This is a genomic window from Vibrio sp. YT-18, from assembly GCF_033337345.1.
Taxonomy (GTDB): Bacteria; Pseudomonadota; Gammaproteobacteria; order Enterobacterales; family Vibrionaceae; genus Vibrio; species Vibrio alginolyticus.
Map to the genome: position 1 here is coordinate 213653 of NZ_JAWOQO010000006.1, position 25035 is coordinate 238687.

Consider the following 25035-nt stretch of genomic DNA (forward strand, 5'->3'; position numbering starts at 1 on the left):
AAGTACCCTTCGCACGCTTTTTGACATTTTTGTCACATTTGCATAGGAATAAAAACAAGGAGGGAACAGATGAGTTCATCTGATTCAATTAAACAAAACTCGCCTAAGAAGCCGCTGTTTACGCGCTTTTTGGATACTGTCGAATATTTGGGGAACTTATTACCCCACCCGATCACACTATTTGCCATTTTCTGTTTAGCCATTCTGGTGATGTCGGGTATTGCAGGATACTTCGAAGTTTCCGTAGTTGACCCTCGTCCTGAGGGTGCAAAAGGTCGTGCCGCGGATGGCATGATTCATGTCGTTAGCTTGCTTAACGCTGATGGCCTTGAGCTAATCGTTACCAATCTAGTGAAAAACTTTGTCGGCTTTGCACCTTTGGGTACGGTATTGGTTGCGATGTTGGGTGTTGCTATTGCTGAATACTCAGGCTTGCTATCTGCAGCAATGCGTGGCTTAGTCATGGGTGCATCTCAACGCATGGTAACAGTGACGGTCGTTTTCGCGGGTATCATTTCAAATACGGCATCAGAGCTTGGCTATGTGGTACTTATTCCACTGGCTGCAATGCTGTTCCATTCTTTAGGTCGTCACCCACTTGCCGGTCTTGCTGCGGCGTTCGCTGGTGTATCTGGTGGTTACTCAGCAAACCTACTTATTGGTACGGTTGACCCGCTGTTGTCAGGCATTACTGAAACGGCGGCGCAAATGATCGACCCAACTTACACTGTTGGTCCAGAAGTTAACTGGTACTTCATGTTTGTGTCGACATTCTTCATTGCAATCACAGGTGCGTTTGTTACTGAAAAAATTGTTGAGCCAAAGCTTGGCAAATACAGTGAAGAAGAAGCCTCAGAAGATTTGTCGAACGACAAAATGGGTGGCTTAACAGACATTGAGAAGAAAGGCCTAAAACTAGCAGGTGTTGCTGTACTGGTTGTTTCAGCGCTGCTTGCTTGGACGGTTGTTCCAGAAGACGGCATCCTACGTTCTGATGCAGGTACAATTGCAGGTTCACCATTCCTGAAAAGTATCGTGGCATTCATCTTTGTGTTCTTTGCTATTCCAGGCTTTGTGTTTGGTAAAGTTGTGGGCACGATGAAGACGGATCGCGATATAATTGATGCAATGGCGAAATCTATGTCTTCTATGGGCATGTACATTGTATTAGTTTTCTTTGCGGCTCAGTTCGTTGCTTTCTTTAAATGGACTAACTTCGGTCAGGTATTCGCGGTTGCTGGCGCTAGCTTCCTGCAAGAAATTGGCTTAACTGGCCCAATGTTGTTCTTTGCGTTCATCCTGATGTGTGGCTTTATCAACCTAATGATTGGTTCGGCATCGGCACAGTGGGCAGTAACGGCTCCGATTTTTGTTCCTATGTTGATGCTTGTTGGTTATGCACCGGAAACGATTCAGGCTGCTTACCGAATTGGTGACTCGACGACAAACATCATTACTCCAATGATGAGCTACTTTGGTTTGATTCTTGCCGTAGCGACTCGTTACATGAAGAACTTAGGTATCGGTACGCTGATCGCGACCATGCTACCTTACTCAATCTGCTTCATTGTAGGTTGGAGTGTGCTGTTCTACCTATGGGTATTCGTATTTGGTTTACCAGTAGGCCCTGGCGCAGCAACATACTACACACCGTAGAAAACGGTTACCTCACACAGCTCCATTATAAAAAGCCTGCGAACGTCGCAGGCTTTTTTATCGATTGAGACTGTGTACGCAGGCTTACCTGATTATAGATGTCGGTTTATAGCTGAAAACGTATCAACAAAGGGCGATAAAAGTGCTGAGTGAGCCAGCACAAGCTTTTCCAAATTATGCGTTTGTACCAAGGTAAGTGCGCAATATAAACATAGCTAAATTCAATTTCTGGCCGGGCTTTTCTGTTGCGTTTAAAAGCCGGAGCGCCTGAGCTCATATTAAAGCGACGCTGGTATATCATGGCATGGCGGATGGTATAGGCCGATATTCGACGATACAATGCGAGGCGTTGTGGCTTATTGGTATCGTAGCCAAAAATTGGGCAAGTCATATCATTATCAATTTCTACAATGCCTAACGTAGCCAGCATCTCTTCTTGATAAAACAGTCCCACTAAATGTACTAATTTGTTCTGGCTCGCCTGTTTTAAATATTGGCTTGAAAACTGGATGTTATTGAGGCTGTATTTATCAAGGTAAAGCATGTCATATAACTCTTTGGCACGCTGAAATTCTTCATCAGTGGTCAGTGGCCTAAACTGCCAATCTTTATCATTAAGCAGTTTGAAGTCTTTCGTTAAATCTCGGTTGAAGCTGAACGCTTGCCAATCATCAAGTAAATACACTTGTCGTGTTACCAAGCTTTGCCATTTTGGCTGCTTCAATCGCTGAATTAAGTGTAAATGCTGACGCTGATTGAGGGAGCGAAGCACCAAGGGAAAGGTGGGGTATTGATCGAGTGCGACGCGACGCAGTTCATCGAGATTTAAGGATTCCCATTGTTCGCTATACATATTGGTGGACAAGCACTGATTGTTGAGCGTTTGGACTTGATCCAATCCAGCCAATGATAAGACTGGTTTAGTCATATTAATAAGTCGCTTACATACCCATCGAACAGCCATATTTTTGACTTTGTGAAGTTCTTCTTCGGCGTAGCCACTAAGCAGTGTCATAGGGGAGACTGCATAACAGTTGTTTGGTATTTTTGGTGTTACGGAGTAAGGAATGGCAACATCATCGATATAGTAGCAACCAAAGCTTGCTGTGCATTCATCAATAGGATTTGACTGCATAAGAGTGATAAAGGTTTGATGCCATTCTTGAGAGGAAAGTGTCATGGGTTCAATGCCTCTCCATTCCACTCAATATCAACGGTAGAAGCGTCGCTCCACTTCGTCTTGTTCTGCCTAGCTAACCGGAGTAATTCAAACATACTCCGGATTTGGCTCCCGACCGGTAAGTTATGCTGTTGCATCACATTCACTCCAGACCACCAATCTTGCCAAGTTCGAGCCTTAAATAGGGATAATCCACCTTCCGCGATGAGTGTTATTGGACCTAAATGATGCAATCGCTGCTCGGAAGGACTGGTAAACTCCATATTAGGAAGCAGTTGGTTGCATCGAGACGAGAGTAGGTGCAAACCACTGGTGGCTCTTGGGTTACATTCAATCACGTAGAGTTGATCTTGTGATTTGATGAAGTCAAACGACACTTGCCCATGATAAGTATGACGTTTACCAAAAGCTGCGATAAATCTATCTAGTCGTTCGCACGAGATCGGCTGAAAAGCACTGGCGGCCGAGCCGTTTACACAGTATTTCGGCACATAAGCTTGGTGTGCTTTAAGGTCACCATGTTCAAAAATGGCATAGTTACACACCGGAGTCCCATGGATTTTTTGTTGCTGAACCCAAGGGAAAAGGGGCGATATCGTGGCGGCAGAAATAGACTGAGTCGTCACATCTCTTATGACTTGCCCGCCAAACCGAGAGTAAACGGGCTTTAGAACGGTTCTCTTATTAATTTCAATCTCACTTTTATCAGCGACCAAACGAGTTTTTGGAAGTGTGATTTCTGGCAAACCTTGAAGCTGTTCAAAGACGGTCAACTTGTTGTGCAGGGCATTGAGTAGTCCCACATTGGGCAGAAAAAAATCTACTTCTGGGCATTGTTTGGCAACATGAGCCAAGTAATAAACTTCTTCACAAGTGGGTATCACTATATCAATACGCATCTGAGTAATGATTTTTAGGATCTGCTGTTGATAGGTGGGAAACGTAAATCGAGGTGAAGCGGTGGGTATATAAGACTCGATACCTCGCAAAAATGATCCCAGAGGCTTTTTTAGCGAATCGGTGAGAATTACTTCATGCCCATGATGCATACACATGGTTGCCCACTCTAGTGCAACTGGTGCTCGGGCTCCGGTGATTAAGACCCGCATATGTTCACCACACGTCGTTGTTTATTCATTGGCGTCCAAATAGGCGCAGGGCGGTAACTAAATCTGACAGGATCAAGCCGCAATTGGTCAAACAACTTTATCAAGGCTTGATGTATAACCCGATGGTGGTGAACATCCGCTTCAATTTGAATGGCTTGTGACCCTGTTTGGGTGATTCGGTAATCCACGCGACTTTGGGCGGATAGTGTTATAGCGCGGTAGATGAGATCTGGTAACACCGTCACTGGGACGTGGTTTGCGTTTAGCGTGAGGCGATCACCACATCGTCCGGCAATCGCGCCAAGAGGTTCAAATACGCCATTATCCTGTTTATTCTCAATAATATCGTCGAGCTGATAACGAATAATGGGCTGAGTTTTACGACGAAAATCGGTGATAATTGGGCTGTAATGAGTACGTTCGGTATTCAGCCAATGTTTTTCGATGTAAACAACATCTTGATTCCAGCGCATTTGTCCATGCTGTTCAGTACATGCAAGAAAACCTTCGGTACATTGATAGACTTCATGGAGTTCGCTGTCGAACCGTTGAGAAATAAAGTGACGGTCACTCTCAGTTAGGACTTCTGCACCAGAAATGATCCGCTGTGGTTGAATTGCGGGTTGACCAAATTGACCGCTGAACTGGGCGCAGAGCTGAAGAGCTTGCGCACTACCAACCAAAAGCGTGGGTTGGAACTCATCCAATTCTTTTATCCATTCTTGGTAAGGTTTAGTTAAATCCGCATAAAAGAATGTGACAGGGCCTTTCGCGACGGATTTATACAGTGGGCTGTTGGCGCGCAAGGCTAGCGCAATTCGGTGCTTTTGCCATAGGTTGGGCAACAGGCGAGCCAATATATTGCCAGCCCACAGTTGCGTTTCCTGTTTGTCAGCAAGAAACAGCCCGCGCATGCCTGATGTGCCCGAAGAAAGCCCAACAGTAACATCGCCAACTTTCGAAGCGGCGAAGTTGCGTGACTGTTCTGCTTCGAGTGCTTGTTGCATTAGCTGTTCAGCATCTAAGCCTTTCGTATTCAACTCTGAAAGGTTCTCCATCATGGTTTGCTTATTCATGATAGGGAAATCACTGAGTGGTGCACCTTGAAGTGAGCGGTAATACGGTGAATGACGGCATACCCAATCCAAGTGTTGCGTTAAGTGTTGTTGCTGCCATGTTTCGACTTGTTCCCTTGAGCCGAAGGGGCGGTAGCGGGTTCGCCAGAATTCTGAGATAAGCGTTCTCACTTCATCCATCCTTCTTTGATTAGCTGCTGGATAGTTTCCTGACAATGTGAAGGCACGAAGCGAACAAAGTGGTGGGTTTGTTGGTAGCAACTTCTCAACTCGGAGAGGGTGTTTTTATAGGCTTTTGTATCATCGCAAAGCATGTTCGCCAGCCAATGTTGATCGATATTTTCACTCAAGCTCTCGATTAACCAGCATGCATCGGCGAGTAAGAACAGCCAACCTTGGTCTCTTTTAACCAGCAAGCCCACTTGGCCAGCTGCATGGCCTGGCAAGCTAACCATATAAATAAATCCATCGTCGAACATGTCTTTACAGAGCAAATTAACACCTTGGCACTGAGGAAGAATTTGGCTGATTGATACAGAAAAGTCACTATGAATGAATAAGTTAGATTCAAGTTGTGGAGTAAGTAGAGCTTTTAGGTATCCTTTTCTTACGCCTCCAATTCGACCACTTTTAGTAATTGCATCCACCCCTTTTTGTTGGCAATGCAATTGAGAGTGGGAAAACTCAGACACGGCAGCAATGTGATCAGCATGGAAGTGGGAGAGCACTAAGTGTTCAATATCATGAGGCTTGAGACTTTCTTTTGCTAACTGCGCAACAATTCCGTGTTCTTTTTTATAGCGACAAGGTGTTGTCCAAGCATAAAAACGTTCAGGGAAGGGACGAGTCGCGCTAAAAAAATGCTCGTGATATCCCGTGTCAAACAGGATGTTGCCTTGTGTTGGGTGCTGAATTAACGCAACGGCTGCCGGAAATGCTCTAGGCTTGATACCAGAACCTGGTTTGACAACAAAGCCTGGGTGTACGCAGTGTCCAACCTCAAAGATTTTTATTTTTAGACCAGTTTGCATACTGCTGTATTCCTTCTTGAATTGAAAAAAGCGGTTGGTAATTCAGTGTTTGTTTCGCCTTGCTGATATCCAGAGTTTGATGATAGTTAAACAATCCTGCGCTGTATGAGGTGAGCCTTGGTTCTGGCTGATGTGGTAAGTGCCTTCGTATTTGCTCACTGAGCTTTAATAATGGTGATACAACGCCATATGGTAATGATTGTAACGTTACTTTTAGGTTTAACCCCTCACATAAAGCTTGCAGAACAGTCTCAATTGGCATTGGTTCGTTGTTGGAAATGTTGAACACATCACCATGCTGAAGTCGGTCTGCCTGAGTGCAAGCGAGCATCGCTGCATGGGCAACGTTATCGACATAAGTCAGATCAACCACAGGATTTCTACCCGATGGCAGAAGCAGAGTGTTGTTTTTTATCGCCTTAAGCACTCTTGGGATAATAGCGCGATCATTGGGTCCAAAAATGCCACGCGGTCTTAAAATGATCGCTTTGCTTTGGCCTTTTACGGCTTCAATTTCCGATAGGTATTTTGTGTGTGCGTAATCATTACACCAGTATGAAGCTATGGCGTCGGTTTCTCGAATATTCCAACGGTCTTGATGGTCAAAGTAGACGCTGGTGGAGGAAATATGGATAAAACGCGAGATTTGATAGGTATTAGCCGCATTGACGAGGTTTTTGGTGGCATCTACATTGGCTTGATAAAACGCCTGCCACTTTCCCCATGGGCTTGAGAGAGCGGCACAATGGATGATTGCATCCATACCTTGGCATACCGCATGAACTGCTGAGTGGTCTCTTAAATCGACTATATGTGGGATAACATCGAATTGCTCGGCGAGTTGTTTAGCGATGACTGTATTTCGTGCTATAAAATGCAGTTCATGCTGCTGGTGAAACATTCTCAGAATTGCGCTACCCAACATCCCGCTGCCACCAGTGACCAATATCTTCATAGTTTTAGCACTCCCATCCCTAGCGACAACCCTGCGGCGGTGCCAGCTAATAACACATGTTTTCCTGCGGTTTCTGGCTGATTACGCAGCCAGTGTAAGTTAATTGGGAGTGAGGCGGCGACTTGGTTTCCCAAAGTCGAAAAGTGATTAACGGTTTTCTCTGTTGGTAGCCCGGTGAGTGAAGGCAGTTTTTTTAATCCATGCGCGCTGGCTTGATGAGGAAGAAAATAATCAATATCGCCGAGTGTTACCGGAGAGGCGTCAAACCCTTTTTTTAGAAACGCTGGTAAGGCTTTACGCACATGTTTAAAGAGTGCTTTGCCCTCCATCTCAAACTGGCAACTTTTTAAATAGGCTTGATGCTCGGAGGTATGCGGATTGATATGACTACCTCCGCCCTTAATTTGACAAAATGAATACCCGGTATGATGCGTTTCAAAGTGACTGGTGAGCAATCCATCATCGTCGTGTTCTTCGAGCAAAAATGCGGCGGCACCGTCCGCGAATAAGGTTGCAACTTCTGGTTTGAGCGTAAAATTTCGATTCAGTGTGATGCCAGTGGCGAGTTCGCTGGTGACAATAAGAATCCGACGGTACCGTTTTGCTAAGAATAGACTCTGAGCAAGATCAAGCGCAGAGAGAAAGGATAAACAGGTGCTGTTCAAATCAAAGCTTTCTAGCCATGTTGGAGCGTCTAACGCGGCGAGAACCGCTGAGGCGTCGTAGGGTAGAGACTGGTGGTGTGTGCCGCTAGCGTAGATAAGAAGATCAACGGAGCTTAAGGTATGTGTGTTTCCTAAACACTGCTCTATTGCCTGCATTGCCATGTAAATAGCGGTCTCTTTTGTATTGGCTACATGACGATATTCAACGTCGAATTTATTTCGGCAGGTCCCTGGCGCTAATTTTAGGAAGCGATCCATCTCTCGATCAGACCATTGATTCGTTGGCAGGTAGCTTCCACTGGAAACGATGTTAAAGCCCATTATTCTCTATACACTTATTAAAAACGTCGTTCAAAATAAACCACGTTGCATATTGAAGCTATGGCGAGCAAGATGAAAAATAAACAGAACAAAACAAATGGGAGTAAGAGCACGCTTTGGGTGCAATGCTGAGAATGAATTTTCAGGAATGAGCCAGGCTTTTATTTGCTGGCTCAATTTGAATAGAGTGAGGGTTACTTCTTAAATTTCGCCAAAATACGATCCAAATGGTTTGCAAATTCGCGTCGATCGGTTTGAGAAAGCGCGGCGGGCCCACCTGTCTGAATTCCGCTTGAACGCATGGTTTCCATAAAGTCGCGGATATTTAGGCGAGCTTTGATGGTGTCTTTTGTATAGAGCTCGCCACGAGAACTGAGGGCTTGAGCGCCTTTAGAGATAACCTCATCTGCAAGCGGAATATCTGACGTGATCACCAAATCGTTGGCTTCTACACGCTTGACGATTTCGTTGTCTGCGATGTCAAATCCCGCAGGGACTTGTAGCGAATGGATGTTGTCTCTTTTCGGCACAGGGACAACGTGGTTAGCGACAAACGTACATTCAATCCCCGTACGCTCGGCGGCACGCACAATGGTTTCGCGAATAACTTTTGGACACGCGTCTGCATCTACCCATAACTTCATGATGATTTCTCACTTAGCTTGGCTTCTAGCTCTTCAATACGAGCCACTAATTTTTTCACCGTGCTTTCTAGCGCTGCAAGACGATCATTATCGGTGTGCGCTTGTGCTGCGACTTCAACCTTGGGAACACGCTGAGCACTTTTCCAACTTTTTATTGCGGTGATTAATGCAGGCATTGGGACGGGCGTTTTCAAGCGTGCTTTCACTAACGCTACGGTTGGCTCTTTTCCTTGTTGTTGCAACTGTTCCATTGCCGCTTCTAATTCTTTAGTAACGTCTTGAGTTAACATTTTTAATCCTTAACAACGATATATCTATCATCATACGTTGAGTGCGCTAATTTGGCGAATGGCATTTTGGAGAGTGTAGTGTGAGAGATCTCTTACATAGGTTGTGAGAGAAAACGATTTCGTAAGCGGAAAAAGAGAAGCTGAAGAGCTTAAGTTTCTGATAAATAATGATTTAACAACTTATTAACCAATGTGAGAGCCAAATATTTATCTTAGATAGATTGTCTATTTTTGGAAAAGGCGTAAATTGAGAGTTGTCAGCAGGAAGCAGACATGGAACAGGAAAGCACCAAGGATTTGGTTATCGTCAGGAAGACGATTTGGTTGGTCAGGATGATTAATCAAGCATGGAGCGTAGGACATTGTAAGGATACGATCATCAATAGGATGTTGATGACTAAGGATAGACAATGGACCCCTCTAGGATTGAGGCTATGGACAGCATCAGGAAGATGCAAGGGACACCGCTCAAGGAACAAGTGACGTGTGCTAACGAGGAATGTTAGCAGTCAGGATGATAAGGACACCGCTAGGACGGCGACGTAAGGAATAAGCTGACGGAATCAGCCACTATTATGGATGATGCATGGAGCACTTTTAGTAGCCGGACTGCTGCGAGTAAGACCATGACCCCGATACTTATGTGTCGGGGTCTTTCTTATATAAAAACGATATCCAGTGCTCTCATTGAATTAAGCATCTCGATGTTACTTGGGGATATCAATATCACAAAATATATAAATTCCTAATAACACTTAATAAAAAACAACTCAGATCAATACCCTTTCCAACCAGTTGGTTTAACTTTCGGCTTCTCTACAAGGTGTTATGCCCGCAATCATTGAGCATGTTCAGCTCATCGAGTTTGTGATCTGCGGATAGATTAAGTTTGTTGTAATCAAGGAACAGATGTGGCCATAGTAACCAGAAGAATGCTTCTTCTACCCTACAATGAGTCGTTGCAACTAGAATTCGTCATGCTGAATTGCTGTGCGAAAAACCGTGCTGAATTGAATGGTCCGTATACAGTTGCGTCTGCCAAACAGATGTTTGAGAAAATACTGGATGATGAGAACATTTATAGTATGGCAGTGCTAGAGAGCACCAGTCGTGACTATATGGGGCACGTGTTCATTGCTAATCTCGATTCCGAACCTGAATTAGGGTTTATTTTTGATAAAGCATATTGGGGTAAAGGGTTAGCAACAGAAGCACTAAAAGCATTTTTCCCCAAAGCGTGCCGTGAATTGGGCTTGAATAAGGTGAAAGCTAACGTGAATAGCAATCATCAAGCTTCTATGGCAGTACTGAAAAAGCTGGGATTTGTTGAAACAAAAGAAAGTAAGGATATATATGGTCCTTACTTTGAAATGGAATTTACAAGCGATGCGGTGGTAGGTGAAAGTTCTGCGGCCTGAAACCGACCATGGTTAACTCTCCTTGGTAGCAATCGTCACCAAGAGATGAAAACTCAAATTGATACACCGTATGCCAACGCCAGACTCCGTCTGGCGTTTTTAGTTTATGGGCACCAAAGGCGATGCTGATTAATTGGAGATCCAATTGCTCACATTTACGCGTGATGGCCGCTTTTGCGAGTTCGGCTTGGCGACGCTGTTGCCAAAACAGGTAACAGAAAAAGCAGAGCCCTAAAATTGCTAAAAGATCACCAATCATTCCTGAACCTTTCTTAGCTTTTTGTTGCTTGTTGTAAGCTTACTAGCGCATTTGCTAGTTCCTCTGATGGGTTTGAATGCAGCAAAGGCAATAACACCATTCTTAACTCTGGCAGCATCACTAAATCGGCAAATAACTGATTAAATAGGGCTTGATTACCGGTTTGAGCTAAACGCAGCAAAAACTGTTCTGCTACCTTTTCATTGGCGAGTAAGTGCCAAGCGCGACCCGCCACACCAATCAATACCTCCTGATGGCTTAAACGAGGGCTATGCAATATCGCATCTAATACTGGAGAGGCGACTTCTGTTGGTGCACCAGCAAGGGCTCGGATAAGTGCTGAAAGTAGGAAGAGATCAGGTTCGCTACTTGCGATTTCTTGCTGTGCCTTTTCTGCGATACGTTCTGCTAAACGCTCTTGTAGCTCTACATGCTCAAGCGCACCTAATAGGGCATAAAGTGGCTCATTTGGTAGGTGGTTCAACGCTTTGCGTATCATTACTCCGTTTTGCTCTTTGTCCAGGCGAGCGGCTATGTCTGTGATACCTTGCAGACCTACAGTTTGCCAATTATCCCAGCCTAAACCTCCAGAGAAGTAATGCTGGGTATGCTCGTAATATTGGCTGGTAGGAAGATTGAGGTTTGCGCGGACCTGGCTATGAAACACGGCCATTTTATCTTCGGAAGGTTTGAAAGTGTATGGGTTGTTAGACAGCTTTTGCTGTTGCTCTTCAGTGATATCATCATTGAGGCGTGTTCCCATAGCCTCCACTACGTATTTAATGAAATTGCCGATATCCGCTTGCTTTAACAAACCGCGCTCGTCCAATTCAAACTTTAGAAACCAAATCCAAGGTTGCTTTTGTTCATTCCAGTACGCGATGGCAAGGTGTGCTTTACGTTGCATTGGAAATGGGTAAGGTGCTTGACCTTTTTCTACATCGGTAAACTCTTTCTTAGCGATGGTTTTGATACGGCGACCAAGATCGAAGATTTGATAATCACAGTGGCTGTTGTTCAACAGTTGAGTGAGGGTTTGAATGTTTTCCATTAAATACGACGTCCTAACGTTCTTTTCACAAGAAATGGTATCATTCTCGGCTAATTCAAGGTTCGAGATAGAATTAATGGTAACAAATACTCAATTGGTCGACTTACTTCACCAACTTGAAGCGCAGCTTAGAGAGCATAACTTATGGCAATATACTATGCCTTCAGAGCAAGCCTTACAAAGTACAGAGCCATTTGCGATTGATACATTGCACCCTCATGAGTGGTTGCAGTGGATCTTTATAGCCAGAATGCACTCACTAGTGAAAAACAATCAACCACTGCCAAGAGGGTTTTCTCTCGAGCCCTATTTTTCAGAAGCGTGGAAGCAGGAACCGCAGTTCGCCGAGCTGCTTGTTACAATCCGAACCATTGACGAACTGTGTAAGTAAACGAATGCTAGAACAAGAACTAACGCGATCTTCAGAACCAGTTGAGCTGGAGATCGTTTATCAGGATGAATATTTTGTAGCGGTCAATAAGCCTGCAGGCATGTTAGTGCATCGCAGTTGGTTAGATAAACACGAAACTCAGTTTGTCATGCAAACTTTGCGCGACCAAATTGGTCAGCATGTGTTCCCATTGCATCGTCTGGATCGTCCAACATCTGGTGTGCTTGTGTTTGCGTTGTCGAGTGAAGTCGCATCACAAGTCATGCCGATGTTTGCTGAACATAAAATGGAAAAGACATACCACGCAATAGTACGCGGTTGGATTGAGGAAGAGGGCGTCTTGGATTACGCGCTCAAAGTCGAGTTAGACAAGATTGCGGATAAGTTCGCTTCACAAGAAAAAGAAGCGCAAGAAGCGGTGACGGAATATAAGCCGTTGGCTAAAGTGGAAGTTCCCTATTCGACGGGTAAATTTCCTACAACGCGTTATTGCTTAGTTGAGATGAAACCTAAAACGGGGCGTAAGCACCAACTTCGTCGTCATATGGCACATCTACGCCATCCGATCGTGGGTGATACAACGCACGGGGATGGAAAGCACAACAAGCTGTATCGCACAGAGTTTGAATCTCATCGTCTGCTACTGCATGCTTCAGAGTTACGGTTCGTCCATCCATTTACCGATCAAGAGATTGTCATGACGGCCAATCTTGATGAAACTTGGCAGCAATTGTTCACTCGATTTGAGTGGGATGAATCGATGATTAACCGATAATCGGTGCAGTTAGATCTAGATAATGATTGGGTACAAATAAAAAGGGTTAGCATCAATGCTAACCCTTTTTAATATTTAAGACTTAACGTTTTACTTTAGTTTTTCAAGATCCGCTTCGATCTCTGCGATCTTGCTCGAAACGACTTTTTCTAAATGACGAAGGTCTGAAAGAATTTTCTCTTTTACATCAACCTCAGGTTGTTTCGTTGGCTTAGTAATTTTATTCAGTTCATCAATGACTAATGTGAGGTTACGGTTGATTTCCGTTACTTCTTTATATTTGTGACTGCCACTATCAACAAGAACATTTTTGATTTGGCGTGGGTATTTGAATTTAACGCTTTTAGCGAACAGTTCGCCTTTTTGCTTGTGGAAATAGATCTTGAGTACGTCTTTGTGTGCTTCTTGGCGTAGGGAATAACGTTCAATCTGCTTAGGGTCGTGAATGCCCAAACCAGTGAGGTGGGGATACATAGGCTACCTCTATTACATCGAATTGATATTGATATAACTGTAGCAGCCTATGTATGAGCTAGATAGCTGATATTTAGCCAAAATGCTTAACTTGTGGGCAAGATCGCTCTCGCCCTGAACCGAAAAGGTTGGCAGGTTTGATCTAAGCTGCGACCTCATCAGATAACTTTTCGATCAATCTCTCTCTTAGCTCATCTTGCTGTTCTTCACTTAACCTTCCCCCAGCATCACTGGTTAAAATAAACAAGTCTTCTGCTCGCTCACCAATGGTGGTGATTTTTGCACCGTGAAGGTTGATATTTAAATCAGCAAACGTACGGCCTACTTTGGCCAACAGCCCTGGTGTGTCTAGCGCGACAAACTCCATTAAAGTGTGTTTTTTACCTTTGGTTGGTAAGAAGTCGACTTTGGTTTTCACGTTAAAGTGCTGAAGTTTGTTCGGAGTACGGCGCGTTTTAATCTTGGTTGGTCGGCCCGCCTCCAGTACATGGGTGAGGTGTTTAATCACCGCCGCGTGACGAGACTCATCGATCGCTTCGCCATGTTGATCGAGTACCATAAAGGTATCAATCACGTGCCCATCTTTGCTGGTCATGATTTGCGCGTCGTGTACATTAAAATTACGCCTATCTAACTCCGCCACGACCGTCGCAAATAAAGCAGGCTGGTCTTTCGTATATACAAACACCTCAGTGCCGCCACGAGTGGCTTTTTTACTGATCAACACTAAAGGCTTAGTCGGATCTTCCATGCGAAGTAAGTGTTCGCAGTGCCACGCGATTTGCGTATGGGTATGACGAAGGAAGTAGTCAGCTTTGAAGCGTTGCCACAATACTTCAATTTCGCGCGCTGCAAACCCCTCTTTGCGCAGCATTGCGGAGGCCATTTGTTGATTGTGGCGAATTCTCTCACGCACATCGACAGGATTCTCTAGCCCTCTGCGTAAAGCACGTTGTGTGGAGTAATACAGCTCCGCAAGTAAAGTTCGTTTCCAAGCATTCCAAAGTTCTGGGTTGGTTGCACAAATATCTGCAACTGTCAGGCATACAAGATAATCGAGAGATTCTTCGTCTCTGACTTTTTTGGCAAACTCGGTAATGACATCAGGATCATAAATATCTCGGCGCTGTGCGGTGACAGACATTAATAGATGATGTCTTACCAACCAAGCGACAAGCTTCGCTTCGGGCTTCGATAAACCATGCTCAATGCAGAAGTCGTACGCTTCTCCTTCACCGATAATTGAGTGATCGCCGCCACGACCTTTCCCGATATCGTGGAAAATAGCGGCAATAATCAGCAGCTCTTTCTTTTGCATCCGAGGGTAGACGTCACAGCAAATTGGGTGCTTCGCATGATTTTCTGGGTCACTAAAAGTGTTGATGTGTTTAAGTAAGCGAATACTGTGTTCATCAACGGTGTAGGCATGGAATAAGTCAAACTGCATTTGACCAACAATCTGACTCCATTGCGGTAAATAGGCCGCCATAACCCCTAATCGGTGCATGAGGCTGAATGCTTTGTGCAGAGCATTAGGGTGACGACATAACGCCATGAACTTTTCACGTGCAGCAGGAATAGTGTGCAAAAACTTGTTGAGCCGACGGCGAGCGGTGCGCAGTTGACGCAGCGTTGGTGGGCTCACCCCTTCAATAGTTGAGTCGTTAGCAATATGTAAGAACATATCCAGAATAGTTTCTGGGCGAGCTTGGAACAATGCGGGTTTCCGCGCTTCAATTAAAGAACCGCGACGTTGAAAGTCCGTATCGAGAATCTCGGCACTTTCTGTCGCCCCACCATTAATGATCGCTTGGTCAAAGAGTTTGAGTAGCATTTTATTGAGCTCTGCCACACGACGAAGCGTGCGGTAGAACTCTTTCATCATCATTTCTACGCCTCGGTTGCCTTCTCCGACGTAGCCTAGATTTTCCGCAACTTGTGCTTGATGAGCAAAGGTCAAGCGGTTGTCATAGCGGCGAAGCTCCATGTGCAGAGCGAAACGTACTCGCCAAAGGAAGTCCTGACATTCAACTAATTCTCGGTATTCTGCGTCAGTTAAAAATCCGTATCGGCTCATTTCCAACAATGAAGTCGCACCAAAGTGACGTCGAGCGACCCAGCTTAATGTATGAATATCGCGTAGCCCGCCAGGGGTTGATTTAATGTCCGGTTCTAAGTTGTAGGTCGTGTCGTGGTAACGTGCATGGCGTTCGCGCTGCTCTTGAATTTTAGCGCGGTAAAACGTCTCACTTGGCCAGAAGGAGTCTGATAACACGACTTTCTTCAGTGCCTGAAAGGTGTCCTCGCTTCCACACAGCAATCGCGCTTCTTGCAGGTTTGTCGCGACCGTTAGATCGGCTTTACCAATTTCAGCACATTCAGTAACGGTGCGAACAGCGTGTCCGACCTCGAGTTTTAAATCCCACAACAGCGTAATGAATTCGCTGATTTTTGCTTCTAACGCGGTTGGCAGTTTATTGTTCGACAGAATCAAAATATCGATATCGGAGAGTGGATGCAGCTCACCGCGTCCGTAGCCACCAACGGCAACTAGGGAAATGTTGTAAATATCCTTGAAACCAAAATGTTGCCACAAACGATTGAGAAGCAGATCCATATATTCAGCTCTGGCTAAAACCAAGCTTGTTACCGGATGATGATTGAGAAACTCTTGGTTTTGATTAGAGCTAAACTTCTCTAATTCTCGTTTGAGTTCACCGATATTGATTTGTTCATCGGAAAAGGTAAGAGGGGACTGAAGTGTCATATTTGCCATCCGTGCAAGCTAATCTAATAACAATCTAACAAATTTGCGGCAGATAAAAAATATCCCCGCCGAAGCAGGGATATAGTAAACAACGAGTGGTCGTCAGCTTTACGCGTTTTTCATTAGGCGAGGAATCGTATCGTCGCTACGAAGCGTCAGTACTTCACAACCTTCTTTTGTTACAACAATGGTATGTTCCCATTGCGCAGAGTTCTTGCCGTCGCCCGTGTAAACAGTCCAGTCATCTTGTGCATCAACAGAGCAACCAAATTTACCAGCGTTAATCATCGGCTCAATAGTAAAGCACATGCCTTCTTTTAGTACGCGGCGGTCTTTGTTCTTGTAATGAACCACTTGTGGTTCTTCATGGAACTCATCGCCGATACCGTGACCACAGAAGTCTTTCACAATAGAAAACTTGTTGCGAGGATTGTTCTTGTTGTTCTCTTTGATGTACTTCTCGATAGCTGTACCGATGTCGCCAACTGTTGAACCTGGCTTAACGGTACGCATACCAACATACAGTGCTTCTTGAGCTACCATGCATAGACGTTTGTTTGCAGGCGAAACATCACCGACTAGGAACATCTTAGAAGTGTCACCATGGTAACCCTGAGGACGCACGCTCAGATCGGCATTCTCATCATTTGGAACGATTACGGTAATATCAACGTTTAAGATGTCACCATCTTTTAGTACCGCTGGCTTCATTTGGCCGTTGCTACCGATTTCGTCTTTTTCCGCTGGAATACCGTGGCATACGATATGGTTGATTGAAGTACAGATCGACTTAGGGAAACCATGGTAATCAAGCGGAGCAGAGTATGCGCCTTTTTCTAGAGCGTACTCATGACAGATTTTGTTTAACTCTTCTGTCGTCACACCAACTTTGATGTGTGGTTCGATCATTTCTAGAATCTCTGCGGCTAGCTTGCCCGCAATGCGCATGCGTTCTATTTCTTCAGCAGTTTTAATCTTGATTGACATTGGCTTTCTCTACTTATTCCTAAGCACGTAAACGTGCGAATGGCCGCATTCTATCAGACATCGGGGCGTTAACCCAAGTTAGATAGGAATATGCATCATTCTTAATTCGATCATATGTTTAAAGTTTTGCTTATAAAATAAGAGAAAGTGGCACGGTGAAGAAATAATTTTTACTAGCCACAGTGAGCTAAAATATGGTATAAAGCGCGCCGGAATAGAGGACTGTTCTCTTCGCTTAGCAAAGTTGAGCGGCGAAGCAAGCTTCATCCGAATAACCTTTTATCTTTAAATCACACACATTCCGTCACATATTCCGGGGTGCTGAGCAGAAGCTTGGTCGGAGTTATGGGGAATGTGGAGGCCTAACCCCATAGAGGATTTTAAAATGGCAACTGTATCAATGCGCGATATGCTAAAAGCTGGTGTTCACTTCGGTCACCAGACTCGTTACTGGAACCCAAAAATGAAGCCATTCATCTTTGGCGCTCGTAACAAAGTTCATATCATCAACCTAGAAAAAACTGTACCAATGTTCAACGACGCTCTAGCTGAACTAGCTAAAGTTGGCGAGAAGAAAGGTAAGGTTCTATTCGTAGGTACTAAGCGCGCTGCATCTGAAGCTGTTAAAGAAGCTGCAATCGCAAGCAACCAGTTTTACGTAAACAACCGCTGGTTAGGCGGTATGCTTACAAACTACAAAACAGTTCGTCAGTCTATCAAGCGTCTAAAAGAACTAGAGACTCAATCTCAAGACGGTACTTTTGACAAACTAACTAAGAAAGAAGCTCTAATGCGTACTCGCGAAATGGAGAAGCTAGAGAAATCTCTTGGTGGTATCAAAGACATGGGCGGCCTACCAGACGCTCTATTCGTAATCGACGCTGATCACGAACACATTGCAATTAAAGAAGCTAACAACCTAGGTATTCCAGTATACGCTGTGGTAGATACTAACTCTAACCCAGACGGCGTTGACTACGTAATCCCAGGTAACGACGACGCGATCCGCGCTGTACAGCTATACCTGAACGCTGCTGCTTCAGCAGTATCTGAAGGTCGTAACAAAGACGTAGCTGCAGTTGCTGAAAAAGACGGTTTCGTAGAAGCTGAATAATAGCGGCTCTGTGTCACACTTGGTCTATGTGAAACCTTTGTGTAGCATAAACTAAGTTATAGTTAGCAATGGGGGCCGACAATGTTAGGCCCCTGTTTTTTACCTTATTTCGAATCAAACGAGGAAGACAGAATGGCAACTGTAACTGCTGCTCTAGTTAAAGAACTTCGCGAGCGTACTGGCGCTGGCATGATGGAATGTAAGAAAGCGCTTGTAGAAGCAAACGCTGACATCGAACTAGCAATTGAAAACATGCGTAAATCTGGCGCAGCGAAAGCAGCTAAGAAAGCTGGTAACGTTGCAGCTGAAGGCGCAATCATCATCAAAGAAGAAAACGGCGTTGCTGTTCTTCTTGAAGTTAACTGCCAAACTGACTTCGTTGCTAAAGACGGTAACTTCACTGCATTCGCAGAAGAAGTTGCAGCTGCAGCTCTAGCTTCAAAAGCTTCTGTTGAAGAACTACAAGCACAATTCGAAGACGCACGTGTAGCTCTAGTAGCTAAAATCGGTGAAAACATCACTATCCGTCGCGTAGAATACGTTCAAGGCACTGCAATCGCTTCTTACCGTCACGGTGAGAAAATCGGTGTTGTTGTTGCTGGTGAAGGCGACGCAGAAACTCTTAAGCACGTTGCAATGCACGTTGCTGCTTCTAAGCCAGAGTTCGTTAACCCAGAAGACGTACCAGCTGACGTAGTAGAAAAAGAGAAAGCGGTTCAAGTTGAAATCGCAATGAACGAAGGCAAGCCTGCTGAAATCGCTGAGAAGATGGTTGTTGGCCGCATGAAGAAATTCACTGGCGAGATCTCTCTAACAGGTCAAGCTTTCATCATGGAGCCTAAGAAAACTGTAGGCGAAATGCTGAAAGAAAAAGGCGCTTCAGTTTCTACGTTCGTTCGCCTAGAAGTAGGTGAAGGTATCGAGAAGAAAGAAGAAATGAGCTTCGCTGAAGAAGTTGCAGCAGCTCAAAAAGGTTAATCCTTAGAGACTGTATAAAGATTAGACCGTAGCCAAGGCTGCGGTCTTTTTATGAGCAGTGAACGATTAGCCGTGATGAATAGCCATAACTGAAATTGTGTCTATTCATGACTGTTAATCAACAACTCTCTTTGGAAGGTAAACTCCATGACTACGAACCCTAAACCAGCGTATCAACGTATTCTATTAAAACTGAGTGGTGAAGCTCTTCAAGGTGAAGACGGTTTTGGTATTGATCCTGCGGTCCTTGATCGTATGGCACAAGAAGTTAAAGAACTGGTTGAACTGGGTGTTCAGGTTGGTGTAGTTATCGGTGGCGGTAACTTGTTCCGTGGTGCAGGCCTAGCTGAAGCTGGTATGAACCGCGTAGTTGGTGACCACATGGGTATGCTTGCTACAGTAATGAATGGCCTAGCGATGCGTGATGCTCTTCACCGTGCATACGTAAATGCGCGCGTTATGTCTGCAATCCCTCTAAAAGGCGTATGTGACGACTATAATTGGGCTGATGCGATCCGTGAGCTTCGCCAAGGCCGAGTTGTCATCTTCTCTGCTGGTACTGGTAACCCGTTTTTTACAACGGATTCTGCTGCTTGTTTACGTGGTATCGAAATTGAAGCGGATGTCGTACTAAAAGCGACGAAAGTTGATGGTGTATTTACTGCTGACCCTGTAGCAAACCCAGACGCAGAGCTGTATGATAAGCTATCTTATGCAGAAGTTCTGGATAAAGAGCTGAAAGTTATGGACTTGGCTGCGTTTACGCTAGCTCGTGACCACAAAATGCCAATCCGCGTATTTAATATGAACAAGCCAGGCGCACTACGTCGCGTGGTTATGGGCGAAGCAGAAGGCACGCTCATCAACGAATAAGCTTGGCTTAAGGTGCCACTCCAAAGCGTTAGGGTGGTGCTTGCTTTGCTCAACCGTTTTAGGCTTTCTTCAGGAAAGATGACATTTTTAAGGTGAAACTGTGATTAACGAAATCAAAAAAGACGCGCAAGAGCGCATGGATAAAAGCGTTGAAGCGCTTAAGAACAACCTTTCTAAAATTCGTACAGGTCGTGCACACCCAAGCCTACTATCTGGTATTTCTGTAGAATACTACGGTGCAGCAACACCTCTAAACCAAGTAGCAAACGTTGTTGCTGAAGATGCACGTACACTTGCAATCACGGTTTTTGATAAAGAGCTGACGCCGAAAGTAGAAAAAGCGATCATGACGTCTGACCTTGGTCTAAACCCTATGTCAGCTGGCACTATCATCCGCGTTCCACTTCCACCGCTAACGGAAGAGCGTCGTAAAGACCTAGTTAAGATCGTCCGTGGTGAAGCTGAAGGTGGTCGTGTTGCTGTTCGTAACATCCGTCGTGACGCAAACAACGATCTTAAAGCGCTTCTAAAAGATAAAGAAATCTCTGAAGATGAAGACCGTAAAGCACAAGACGAAATTCAAAAGCTAACTGACGTTGCAGTTAAGAAGATCGATGAAGTTCTTGCTGCAAAAGAAAAAGAGTTGATGGAAGTTTAATACTCCCACACACATCACTGTTGGAAAACGCTGTGCTCACAGCTCAGCGTTTTTTTATGTTAGTCTATCCAACTGATGGAACTCAATTAACTCCCTATGCAAAATTCTCAAGCCTTCTCTGATTCCCTTCCTAAGCATATTGCCATCATTATGGACGGTAATGGCCGTTGGGCTAAGTCCAAAGGAAAACCTCGCGTATTTGGTCATAAAAAAGGCGTTAGTGCCGTTCGTAAGACCGTGGCTGCTGCTTCAAAACTAGGCATTAGAGCCATGACGCTGTTTGCTTTTAGTAGTGAAAACTGGCGTCGTCCGGAGGAAGAAGTGGGTCTTTTGATGGAACTGTTTATCACGGTCCTGTCTAGTGAAGTAAAAAAACTACACAAAAATAACTTACGGTTGCGCGTGATCGGTGATACCAGTCGATTTAGTGAGCGTCTACAAAAGAAAATTGTAGAAGCAGAAAACCTAACGGCAGATAACACGGGTATGGTGATCAACATTGCAGCCAACTATGGCGGTAAATGGGACATCACAGAAGCTGCTAAAACGTTAGCGCTAAAAGCACGTAACGGTGAAATTCGTGTAGAGGATATCAATGAGCAGCTAATCACTGAGCATTTGACCATGGCAGACCTACCGGAAGTGGATCTTTTAATTCGCACCAGTGGAGAGTGCCGCATCAGCAACTTTATGTTGTGGCAAATGGCTTATGCAGAAATGTACTTTACACCAGAGTACTGGCCAGAATTCGATGAAGACAGTTTGGTAGAAGCTGTGACTTGGTTTATCAACCGAGAACGTCGTTTTGGCTGTACAGGTGAACAAATAAAGGCATTGATGGCAGCTCAATAAGGACTAGTTAGTTTGAAACAGAGAATAATAACAGCACTAATTTTAGCTCCCCTGGTTATTTTAGGCATTTTTAAATTACCGCTAATGGGCTTTATTGCCGCTTTAACTGCAATAACGCTATTAGGTTTTTGGGAGTGGACTCAGTTTACAGGAAGCAACTCTCGCATTGCTGCCCTTGTGCCGGCAATCATTATTACCGGACTTAGTTTTCTATACATCTCGCCTGATGCATATAGCCTCAATCACTTAACGACACCTCATTATGTCGTCTTGGGTATTGGTTTTGTTTGGTGGATTATTGCTAGCTTAATGGCGATTACTTACCCCAAAACGACGAAATCTTGGCAAAGTAATTTTGTTTTACGTCATGTATTTGGTTTTCTGACATTAATCCCATTCCTTTGGAGTGTGATTATTCTCAGAGCGTATGACATCACTGTAGATCCATACCACGGCGCAAAGCTTGTGTTGTACGTTTGTTTCTTGGTATGGGCTGCAGATAGCGGCGCCTACTTTGCAGGCAAAAGCTTAGGCAAACGTAAGATGGCTCCTCATGTAAGCCCCAATAAAACTATTGAAGGGCTAATTGGTGGCATTATCACGGCATTAATCGTAGCGTGGGCATTTGCTGATTGGTTCGACATCCAGTTCACTAGCCCTGTCCATATGGTGCTGATTACGCTAGTGACTGTCGTTATTTCAGTGCTTGGTGATCTGGTTGAAAGTATGTTCAAACGTGTCTCAGGCATTAAAGACAGCAGTAACATTATCCCAGGGCACGGTGGTGTGCTAGATCGTATCGACAGCCTAACCGCAGCATTCCCAGTTTTTGCTCTTCTTTACTACGTATTCTAATTTATCAGGAGCGGCGTCGTCGCTCCTGAGCTTTCTAACGGTCTTACAACATGCAAAAGTTAACGATTCTTGGTGCTACTGGATCAATTGGTGCAAGCACGCTTAAAGTGGTCGAACAAAACCCAGATCTGTTTTCTGTCGTTGCCTTAGCGGCAAGCACTAACGTTGAAAAGATGATCGGTCTATGTCGTCAGTGGCAACCTAAATATGCGGTCATGGCAGATAAAGCTGCAGCGTCTCAACTTCAAGCTGAGCTACACTCGGTTTCGCCAGGTACCGAAGTGCTAGGTGGTACTGATGCGCTATGTCATATAGCTTCGCTGGACGAGGTCGACAGTGTAATGGCTGCTATTGTAGGAGCCGCTGGCTTATTGCCTACCATGGCTGCCGTGAAAGCAGGTAAGCGAGTCTTGTTGGCAAATAAAGAAGCACTTGTAATGTCAGGCCAGCTATTTATTGATGCTGTAGAAGAATTTGGCGCAGAGCTACTTCCCGTCGACAGTGAACACAACGCCATTTTCCAATGTTTACCACAGCAAGTACAAACCAATCTTGGTCGTTGCAATTTACAAGAACATGGCATTTCTCATATTTTGTTGACTGGATCTGGTGGTCCTTTCCGTTACACTGACATCGCAGAACTGGAGCAGGTGACACCCGCTCAGGCGATCGCTCATCCAAACTGGTCGATGGGGCCAAAAATTTCTGTTGATTCTGCCACGATGATGAATAAAGGCCTTGAGTATATCGAAGCTAAGTGGCTATTTAATGCTGCTCGCGAACAACTGAAGGTGGTTATTCATCCTCAATCTGTGATTCATTCTATGGTTCAGTATCGTGATGGTTCGGTCTTGGCACAAATGGGAGAAGCGGATATGGCGACGCCAATTGCGCTCACCATGTCATACCCGTCAAGAGTAGAAGCTGGGGTTAAGCCGCTAGACTTCACGAAAGTTGGTGAGCTGACGTTTTTGCAGCCTGACTTTGCTCGTTACCCATGTTTAAAACTCGCAATTGATGCTTGTTATGAAGGTCAACACGCAACAACGGCATTGAATGCAGCTAATGAAGTCGCTGTTGATGCATTTTTAAATAACAGACTAGGTTTTACCGATATTGCTCGCATCAATGAGTCTGTGTTGAATAAAATCAACGCAAGCTGCAAAGCTGAGAATGCGAATAGCTTGGAAAGCTTGCTCGAGCTAGATAGAATGGCACGAACTATTGCCCTAGAAACCATACGCGAGCGTAGCTGATGACTGGTATATTGTGGAATCTCATTTCTTTTATCGTCGCACTGGGCATTCTTGTTGCCGTGCACGAATTTGGGCATTTTTGGGTTGCTCGCCGTTGCGGCGTTAAAGTTGAAAAGTTTTCAATCGGTTTCGGCAAGTCTATTTGGAGTAAAGTAGGCAAAGACGGAACGGAGTACAGCATCTCAATGATCCCTCTCGGCGGCTATGTGAAAATGGTTGATAGCCGTGTCGATGAGGTGCCAGAACATGAGAAGCACTTAGCGTTTGATAAGAAGCCGTTATGGAAGCGAACCTCTATTGTTGCGGCTGGCCCCATCTTTAATTTTCTTTTCGCAATTTTTGCCTATTGGCTGGTATTTCTAATTGGCATCCCTGCTGTTAAGCCTGTAATTGGTGAAGTTACGCCCAATTCGATTGTTGCGGAAGCTGGAATTGAATCTGGAATGGAACTTAAATCGATATCTGGTATCAAAACTCCGGATTGGGAATCAGTAAATATGGGATTGATTTCTCATATTGGCGATGATTTGATGACGGTAACACTAACGTCAGCGAATGAAGTTGGTTCAGAAGTAACGAAAACGCTCGATTTACGTGAGTGGAAGTTCGACCCAGAAACTCAGTCAGCGATGCAGTCGTTAGGTTTTGCTCCGTATACACCGGAGGTGTATCGAGTTATCGAGCAGGTCTCGCAAGGTGGAGCGGCGGAAAAAGCCGGTGTGCTTCCAGGTGATGAGGTTGTCGCAATTGGTCAACAACGCGTGACCGAATGGAAGCAAGTGGTTGAAGCGGTTCGTTCTAATCCTGATACACCGCTTGAATTGACGGTGTTACGTCAGGGTTATGAGCAAACATTGACGCTGACACCTGGTAGCCGTGAGCTAGCTAACAAAGAAGTCGTTGGTTTTGCAGGTATTGCACCTAAAGTCGCAGAATGGCCAGAAAGTTATCGCTTCGATCTTCAGTTTGGTGTATTCGAGTCAATAGGTAAAGCAGTAGACAAAACTGGCCAAGTCATTGGTTTGACAATCAGCATGCTTAAGAAGCTGATTGTTGGAGACGTTGGTCTGAATAATCTGAGTGGACCAATATCAATAGCCAAAGGCGCAGGCGCGACAGCAGATTATGGTTTGGTCTACTTTTTAGGTTTTCTGGCTCTAATTAGTGTTAACCTAGGTATTATTAATCTCGTTCCTTTACCAATGTTGGATGGCGGTCATTTGTTGTTTTTTGCAATTGAAGCAGTCATTCGACGTCCTGTTCCTGAGAAAGTGCAGGAAATGGGCTTTAGAATTGGTGGTGCGATCATCTTCTCGCTCATGGCGTTAGCGCTATTTAATGATTTTACTCGTCTGTGATAGTTCAGAGACAAAAGCAGTAGCAAGGAATAATTAGAACAA

25 protein-coding genes are annotated in these 25035 nt (G+C 44.7%); 12 read left to right on the plus strand and 13 right to left on the minus strand.

The window, feature by feature from the left end; translation table 11 throughout:
* Positions 1-69 precede the first annotated feature (69 nt).
* Positions 70-1656, plus strand: a complete 1587-nt coding sequence (locus R7M72_RS10735; protein WP_182016223.1) for an AbgT family transporter — start codon at positions 70-72, stop codon at positions 1654-1656.
* Between the two features lie 106 nt (positions 1657-1762).
* Here R7M72_RS10735 and R7M72_RS10740 read toward each other — a convergent pair whose 3' ends face one another.
* From R7M72_RS10740 to R7M72_RS10775, 8 genes are all read right to left on the minus strand, one after another.
* A complete protein-coding gene (locus tag R7M72_RS10740) occupies positions 1763-2836 on the minus strand; it encodes a hypothetical protein (RefSeq protein ID WP_318056165.1) in 1074 nt (357 codons plus the stop codon).
* Positions 2833-3945, minus strand: a complete 1113-nt coding sequence (locus R7M72_RS10745; protein ID WP_115386250.1) for an ATP-grasp domain-containing protein — start codon at positions 3943-3945, stop codon at positions 2833-2835. Before R7M72_RS10745 ends, R7M72_RS10740 begins: the two co-directional genes overlap by 4 nt.
* Entirely contained in the window at positions 3933-5201 is a 1269-nt protein-coding gene (locus tag R7M72_RS10750) for a F390 synthetase-related protein (protein ID WP_318056166.1), read from the minus strand. Before R7M72_RS10750 ends, R7M72_RS10745 begins: the two co-directional genes overlap by 13 nt.
* Positions 5189-6052: an MBL fold metallo-hydrolase gene (locus R7M72_RS10755; protein ID WP_318056167.1), complete on the minus strand. Its 864-nt coding sequence runs from the start codon at positions 6050-6052 to the stop codon at positions 5189-5191. Before R7M72_RS10755 ends, R7M72_RS10750 begins: the two co-directional genes overlap by 13 nt.
* Positions 6021-7007, minus strand: coding sequence for an NAD-dependent epimerase/dehydratase family protein (locus R7M72_RS10760; RefSeq protein ID WP_017636032.1), 987 nt, complete (start codon positions 7005-7007; stop codon positions 6021-6023). The genes R7M72_RS10755 and R7M72_RS10760 overlap by 32 nt, the downstream gene beginning before the upstream one ends.
* The gene (locus tag R7M72_RS10765; protein WP_017636033.1) at positions 7004-7993 is read right to left on the minus strand and encodes a ketoacyl-ACP synthase III; all 990 of its coding nucleotides are present in this window, start codon (positions 7991-7993) and stop codon (positions 7004-7006) included. The genes R7M72_RS10760 and R7M72_RS10765 overlap by 4 nt, the downstream gene beginning before the upstream one ends.
* A 194-nt stretch (positions 7994-8187) precedes the next feature.
* Positions 8188-8637, minus strand: a complete 450-nt coding sequence (locus R7M72_RS10770) for a YaiI/YqxD family protein (RefSeq protein ID WP_005380310.1) — start codon at positions 8635-8637, stop codon at positions 8188-8190.
* Positions 8634-8927: a hypothetical protein gene (locus tag R7M72_RS10775; protein ID WP_318056168.1), complete on the minus strand. Its 294-nt coding sequence runs from the start codon at positions 8925-8927 to the stop codon at positions 8634-8636. The genes R7M72_RS10770 and R7M72_RS10775 overlap by 4 nt, the downstream gene beginning before the upstream one ends.
* 932 nt (positions 8928-9859) lie before the next feature.
* Here R7M72_RS10775 and R7M72_RS10780 point away from each other — a divergent pair.
* The gene (locus R7M72_RS10780) at positions 9860-10345 is read left to right on the plus strand and encodes a GNAT family N-acetyltransferase (protein WP_081107518.1); all 486 of its coding nucleotides are present in this window, start codon (positions 9860-9862) and stop codon (positions 10343-10345) included.
* Here R7M72_RS10780 and R7M72_RS10785 read toward each other — a convergent pair.
* Entirely contained in the window at positions 10305-10604 is a 300-nt protein-coding gene (locus R7M72_RS10785) for a DUF3301 domain-containing protein (RefSeq protein WP_005380315.1), read from the minus strand. The genes R7M72_RS10780 and R7M72_RS10785 overlap by 41 nt on opposite strands.
* Before the next feature lie 13 nt (positions 10605-10617).
* Positions 10618-11655, minus strand: coding sequence for a DUF3549 family protein (locus R7M72_RS10790; protein ID WP_033905517.1), 1038 nt, complete (start codon positions 11653-11655; stop codon positions 10618-10620).
* 76 nt (positions 11656-11731) lie between these two features.
* Here R7M72_RS10790 and R7M72_RS10795 point away from each other — a divergent pair, with 76 nt between their 5' ends.
* Both R7M72_RS10795 and truC read left to right on the plus strand, forming a co-directional pair.
* Complete coding sequence (locus R7M72_RS10795) at positions 11732-12046, plus strand: YqcC family protein (protein ID WP_005380318.1); 315 nt, start codon at positions 11732-11734, stop codon at positions 12044-12046.
* Between the two features lie 4 nt (positions 12047-12050).
* Entirely contained in the window at positions 12051-12821 is a 771-nt protein-coding gene (gene truC / locus R7M72_RS10800) for a tRNA pseudouridine(65) synthase TruC (RefSeq protein WP_005380319.1), read from the plus strand.
* 90 nt (positions 12822-12911) lie between these two features.
* Here truC and R7M72_RS10805 read toward each other — a convergent pair whose 3' ends face one another.
* The 3 genes from R7M72_RS10805 to map all read right to left on the minus strand — a co-directional run bounded on the left by R7M72_RS10805 (position 12912) and on the right by map (position 17049).
* On the minus strand, positions 12912-13295 hold the full coding sequence (locus R7M72_RS10805) for a DUF3461 family protein (RefSeq protein ID WP_005380322.1): 384 nt from the start codon (positions 13293-13295) through the stop codon (positions 12912-12914).
* Positions 13296-13437: 142 nt separating this feature from the next.
* Positions 13438-16062, minus strand: coding sequence for a bifunctional uridylyltransferase/uridylyl-removing protein GlnD (gene glnD / locus R7M72_RS10810; RefSeq protein ID WP_053304072.1), 2625 nt, complete (start codon positions 16060-16062; stop codon positions 13438-13440).
* A 108-nt stretch (positions 16063-16170) separates the two neighbouring features.
* A complete protein-coding gene (gene map, locus R7M72_RS10815) occupies positions 16171-17049 on the minus strand; it encodes a type I methionyl aminopeptidase (RefSeq protein ID WP_005380326.1) in 879 nt (292 codons plus the stop codon).
* 385 nt (positions 17050-17434) lie between these two features.
* On the opposite strand from map, the gene rpsB reads away from it, so the two are divergent.
* The 8 genes from rpsB to rseP all read left to right on the plus strand — a co-directional run bounded on the left by rpsB (position 17435) and on the right by rseP (position 24993).
* A complete protein-coding gene (gene rpsB, locus R7M72_RS10820; RefSeq protein ID WP_005380327.1) occupies positions 17435-18163 on the plus strand; it encodes a 30S ribosomal protein S2 in 729 nt (242 codons plus the stop codon).
* Positions 18164-18295: 132 nt separating this feature from the next.
* Positions 18296-19141 (plus strand): translation elongation factor Ts, encoded by an 846-nt coding sequence (gene tsf, locus R7M72_RS10825; RefSeq protein WP_005380328.1) that lies wholly within the window; start codon positions 18296-18298, stop codon positions 19139-19141.
* A gap of 147 nt (positions 19142-19288) precedes the next feature.
* Positions 19289-20014 (plus strand): UMP kinase, encoded by a 726-nt coding sequence (gene pyrH, locus R7M72_RS10830; protein ID WP_005380329.1) that lies wholly within the window; start codon positions 19289-19291, stop codon positions 20012-20014.
* Positions 20015-20114: 100 nt separating this feature from the next.
* The gene (gene frr, locus R7M72_RS10835; RefSeq protein ID WP_005385348.1) at positions 20115-20672 is read left to right on the plus strand and encodes a ribosome recycling factor; all 558 of its coding nucleotides are present in this window, start codon (positions 20115-20117) and stop codon (positions 20670-20672) included.
* Positions 20673-20768: 96 nt separating this feature from the next.
* Positions 20769-21524, plus strand: coding sequence for an isoprenyl transferase (locus R7M72_RS10840; RefSeq protein WP_005380331.1), 756 nt, complete (start codon positions 20769-20771; stop codon positions 21522-21524).
* A 12-nt stretch (positions 21525-21536) separates the two neighbouring features.
* The gene (locus R7M72_RS10845; RefSeq protein WP_005385351.1) at positions 21537-22379 is read left to right on the plus strand and encodes a phosphatidate cytidylyltransferase; all 843 of its coding nucleotides are present in this window, start codon (positions 21537-21539) and stop codon (positions 22377-22379) included.
* A gap of 50 nt (positions 22380-22429) precedes the next feature.
* Positions 22430-23635 (plus strand): 1-deoxy-D-xylulose-5-phosphate reductoisomerase, encoded by a 1206-nt coding sequence (gene ispC / locus R7M72_RS10850; protein ID WP_005391796.1) that lies wholly within the window; start codon positions 22430-22432, stop codon positions 23633-23635.
* Positions 23635-24993 carry a sigma E protease regulator RseP gene (gene rseP, locus R7M72_RS10855; RefSeq protein WP_005380334.1) on the plus strand — a complete coding sequence of 453 codons (1359 nt, stop codon included), beginning with the start codon at positions 23635-23637 and terminating at the stop codon, positions 24991-24993. The genes ispC and rseP overlap by 1 nt, the downstream gene beginning before the upstream one ends.
* Positions 24994-25035 lie beyond the last annotated feature (42 nt).

Coding starts and splice junctions, on each gene's coding strand:
- R7M72_RS10735 (WP_182016223.1), top strand. CDS start 70: ATGAGTTCATCTGATTCAATTAAACAAAACTCGCCTAAGAAGCCGCTG.
- R7M72_RS10740 (WP_318056165.1), bottom strand. CDS start 2,836: ATGACACTTTCCTCTCAAGAATGGCATCAAACCTTTATCACTCTTATG.
- R7M72_RS10745 (WP_115386250.1), bottom strand. CDS start 3,945: ATGCGGGTCTTAATCACCGGAGCCCGAGCACCAGTTGCACTAGAGTGG.
- R7M72_RS10750 (WP_318056166.1), bottom strand. CDS start 5,201: ATGGATGAAGTGAGAACGCTTATCTCAGAATTCTGGCGAACCCGCTAC.
- R7M72_RS10755 (WP_318056167.1), bottom strand. CDS start 6,052: ATGCAAACTGGTCTAAAAATAAAAATCTTTGAGGTTGGACACTGCGTA.
- R7M72_RS10760 (WP_017636032.1), bottom strand. CDS start 7,007: ATGAAGATATTGGTCACTGGTGGCAGCGGGATGTTGGGTAGCGCAATT.
- R7M72_RS10765 (WP_017636033.1), bottom strand. CDS start 7,993: ATGGGCTTTAACATCGTTTCCAGTGGAAGCTACCTGCCAACGAATCAA.
- R7M72_RS10770 (WP_005380310.1), bottom strand. CDS start 8,637: ATGAAGTTATGGGTAGATGCAGACGCGTGTCCAAAAGTTATTCGCGAA.
- R7M72_RS10775 (WP_318056168.1), bottom strand. CDS start 8,927: ATGTTAACTCAAGACGTTACTAAAGAATTAGAAGCGGCAATGGAACAG.
- R7M72_RS10780 (WP_081107518.1), top strand. CDS start 9,860: ATGCTTCTTCTACCCTACAATGAGTCGTTGCAACTAGAATTCGTCATG.
- R7M72_RS10785 (WP_005380315.1), bottom strand. CDS start 10,604: ATGATTGGTGATCTTTTAGCAATTTTAGGGCTCTGCTTTTTCTGTTAC.
- R7M72_RS10790 (WP_033905517.1), bottom strand. CDS start 11,655: ATGGAAAACATTCAAACCCTCACTCAACTGTTGAACAACAGCCACTGT.
- R7M72_RS10795 (WP_005380318.1), top strand. CDS start 11,732: ATGGTAACAAATACTCAATTGGTCGACTTACTTCACCAACTTGAAGCG.
- truC (WP_005380319.1), top strand. CDS start 12,051: ATGCTAGAACAAGAACTAACGCGATCTTCAGAACCAGTTGAGCTGGAG.
- R7M72_RS10805 (WP_005380322.1), bottom strand. CDS start 13,295: ATGTATCCCCACCTCACTGGTTTGGGCATTCACGACCCTAAGCAGATT.
- glnD (WP_053304072.1), bottom strand. CDS start 16,062: ATGACACTTCAGTCCCCTCTTACCTTTTCCGATGAACAAATCAATATC.
- map (WP_005380326.1), bottom strand. CDS start 17,049: ATGTCAATCAAGATTAAAACTGCTGAAGAAATAGAACGCATGCGCATT.
- rpsB (WP_005380327.1), top strand. CDS start 17,435: ATGGCAACTGTATCAATGCGCGATATGCTAAAAGCTGGTGTTCACTTC.
- tsf (WP_005380328.1), top strand. CDS start 18,296: ATGGCAACTGTAACTGCTGCTCTAGTTAAAGAACTTCGCGAGCGTACT.
- pyrH (WP_005380329.1), top strand. CDS start 19,289: ATGACTACGAACCCTAAACCAGCGTATCAACGTATTCTATTAAAACTG.
- R7M72_RS10840 (WP_005380331.1), top strand. CDS start 20,769: ATGCAAAATTCTCAAGCCTTCTCTGATTCCCTTCCTAAGCATATTGCC.
- ispC (WP_005391796.1), top strand. CDS start 22,430: ATGCAAAAGTTAACGATTCTTGGTGCTACTGGATCAATTGGTGCAAGC.
- rseP (WP_005380334.1), top strand. CDS start 23,635: ATGACTGGTATATTGTGGAATCTCATTTCTTTTATCGTCGCACTGGGC.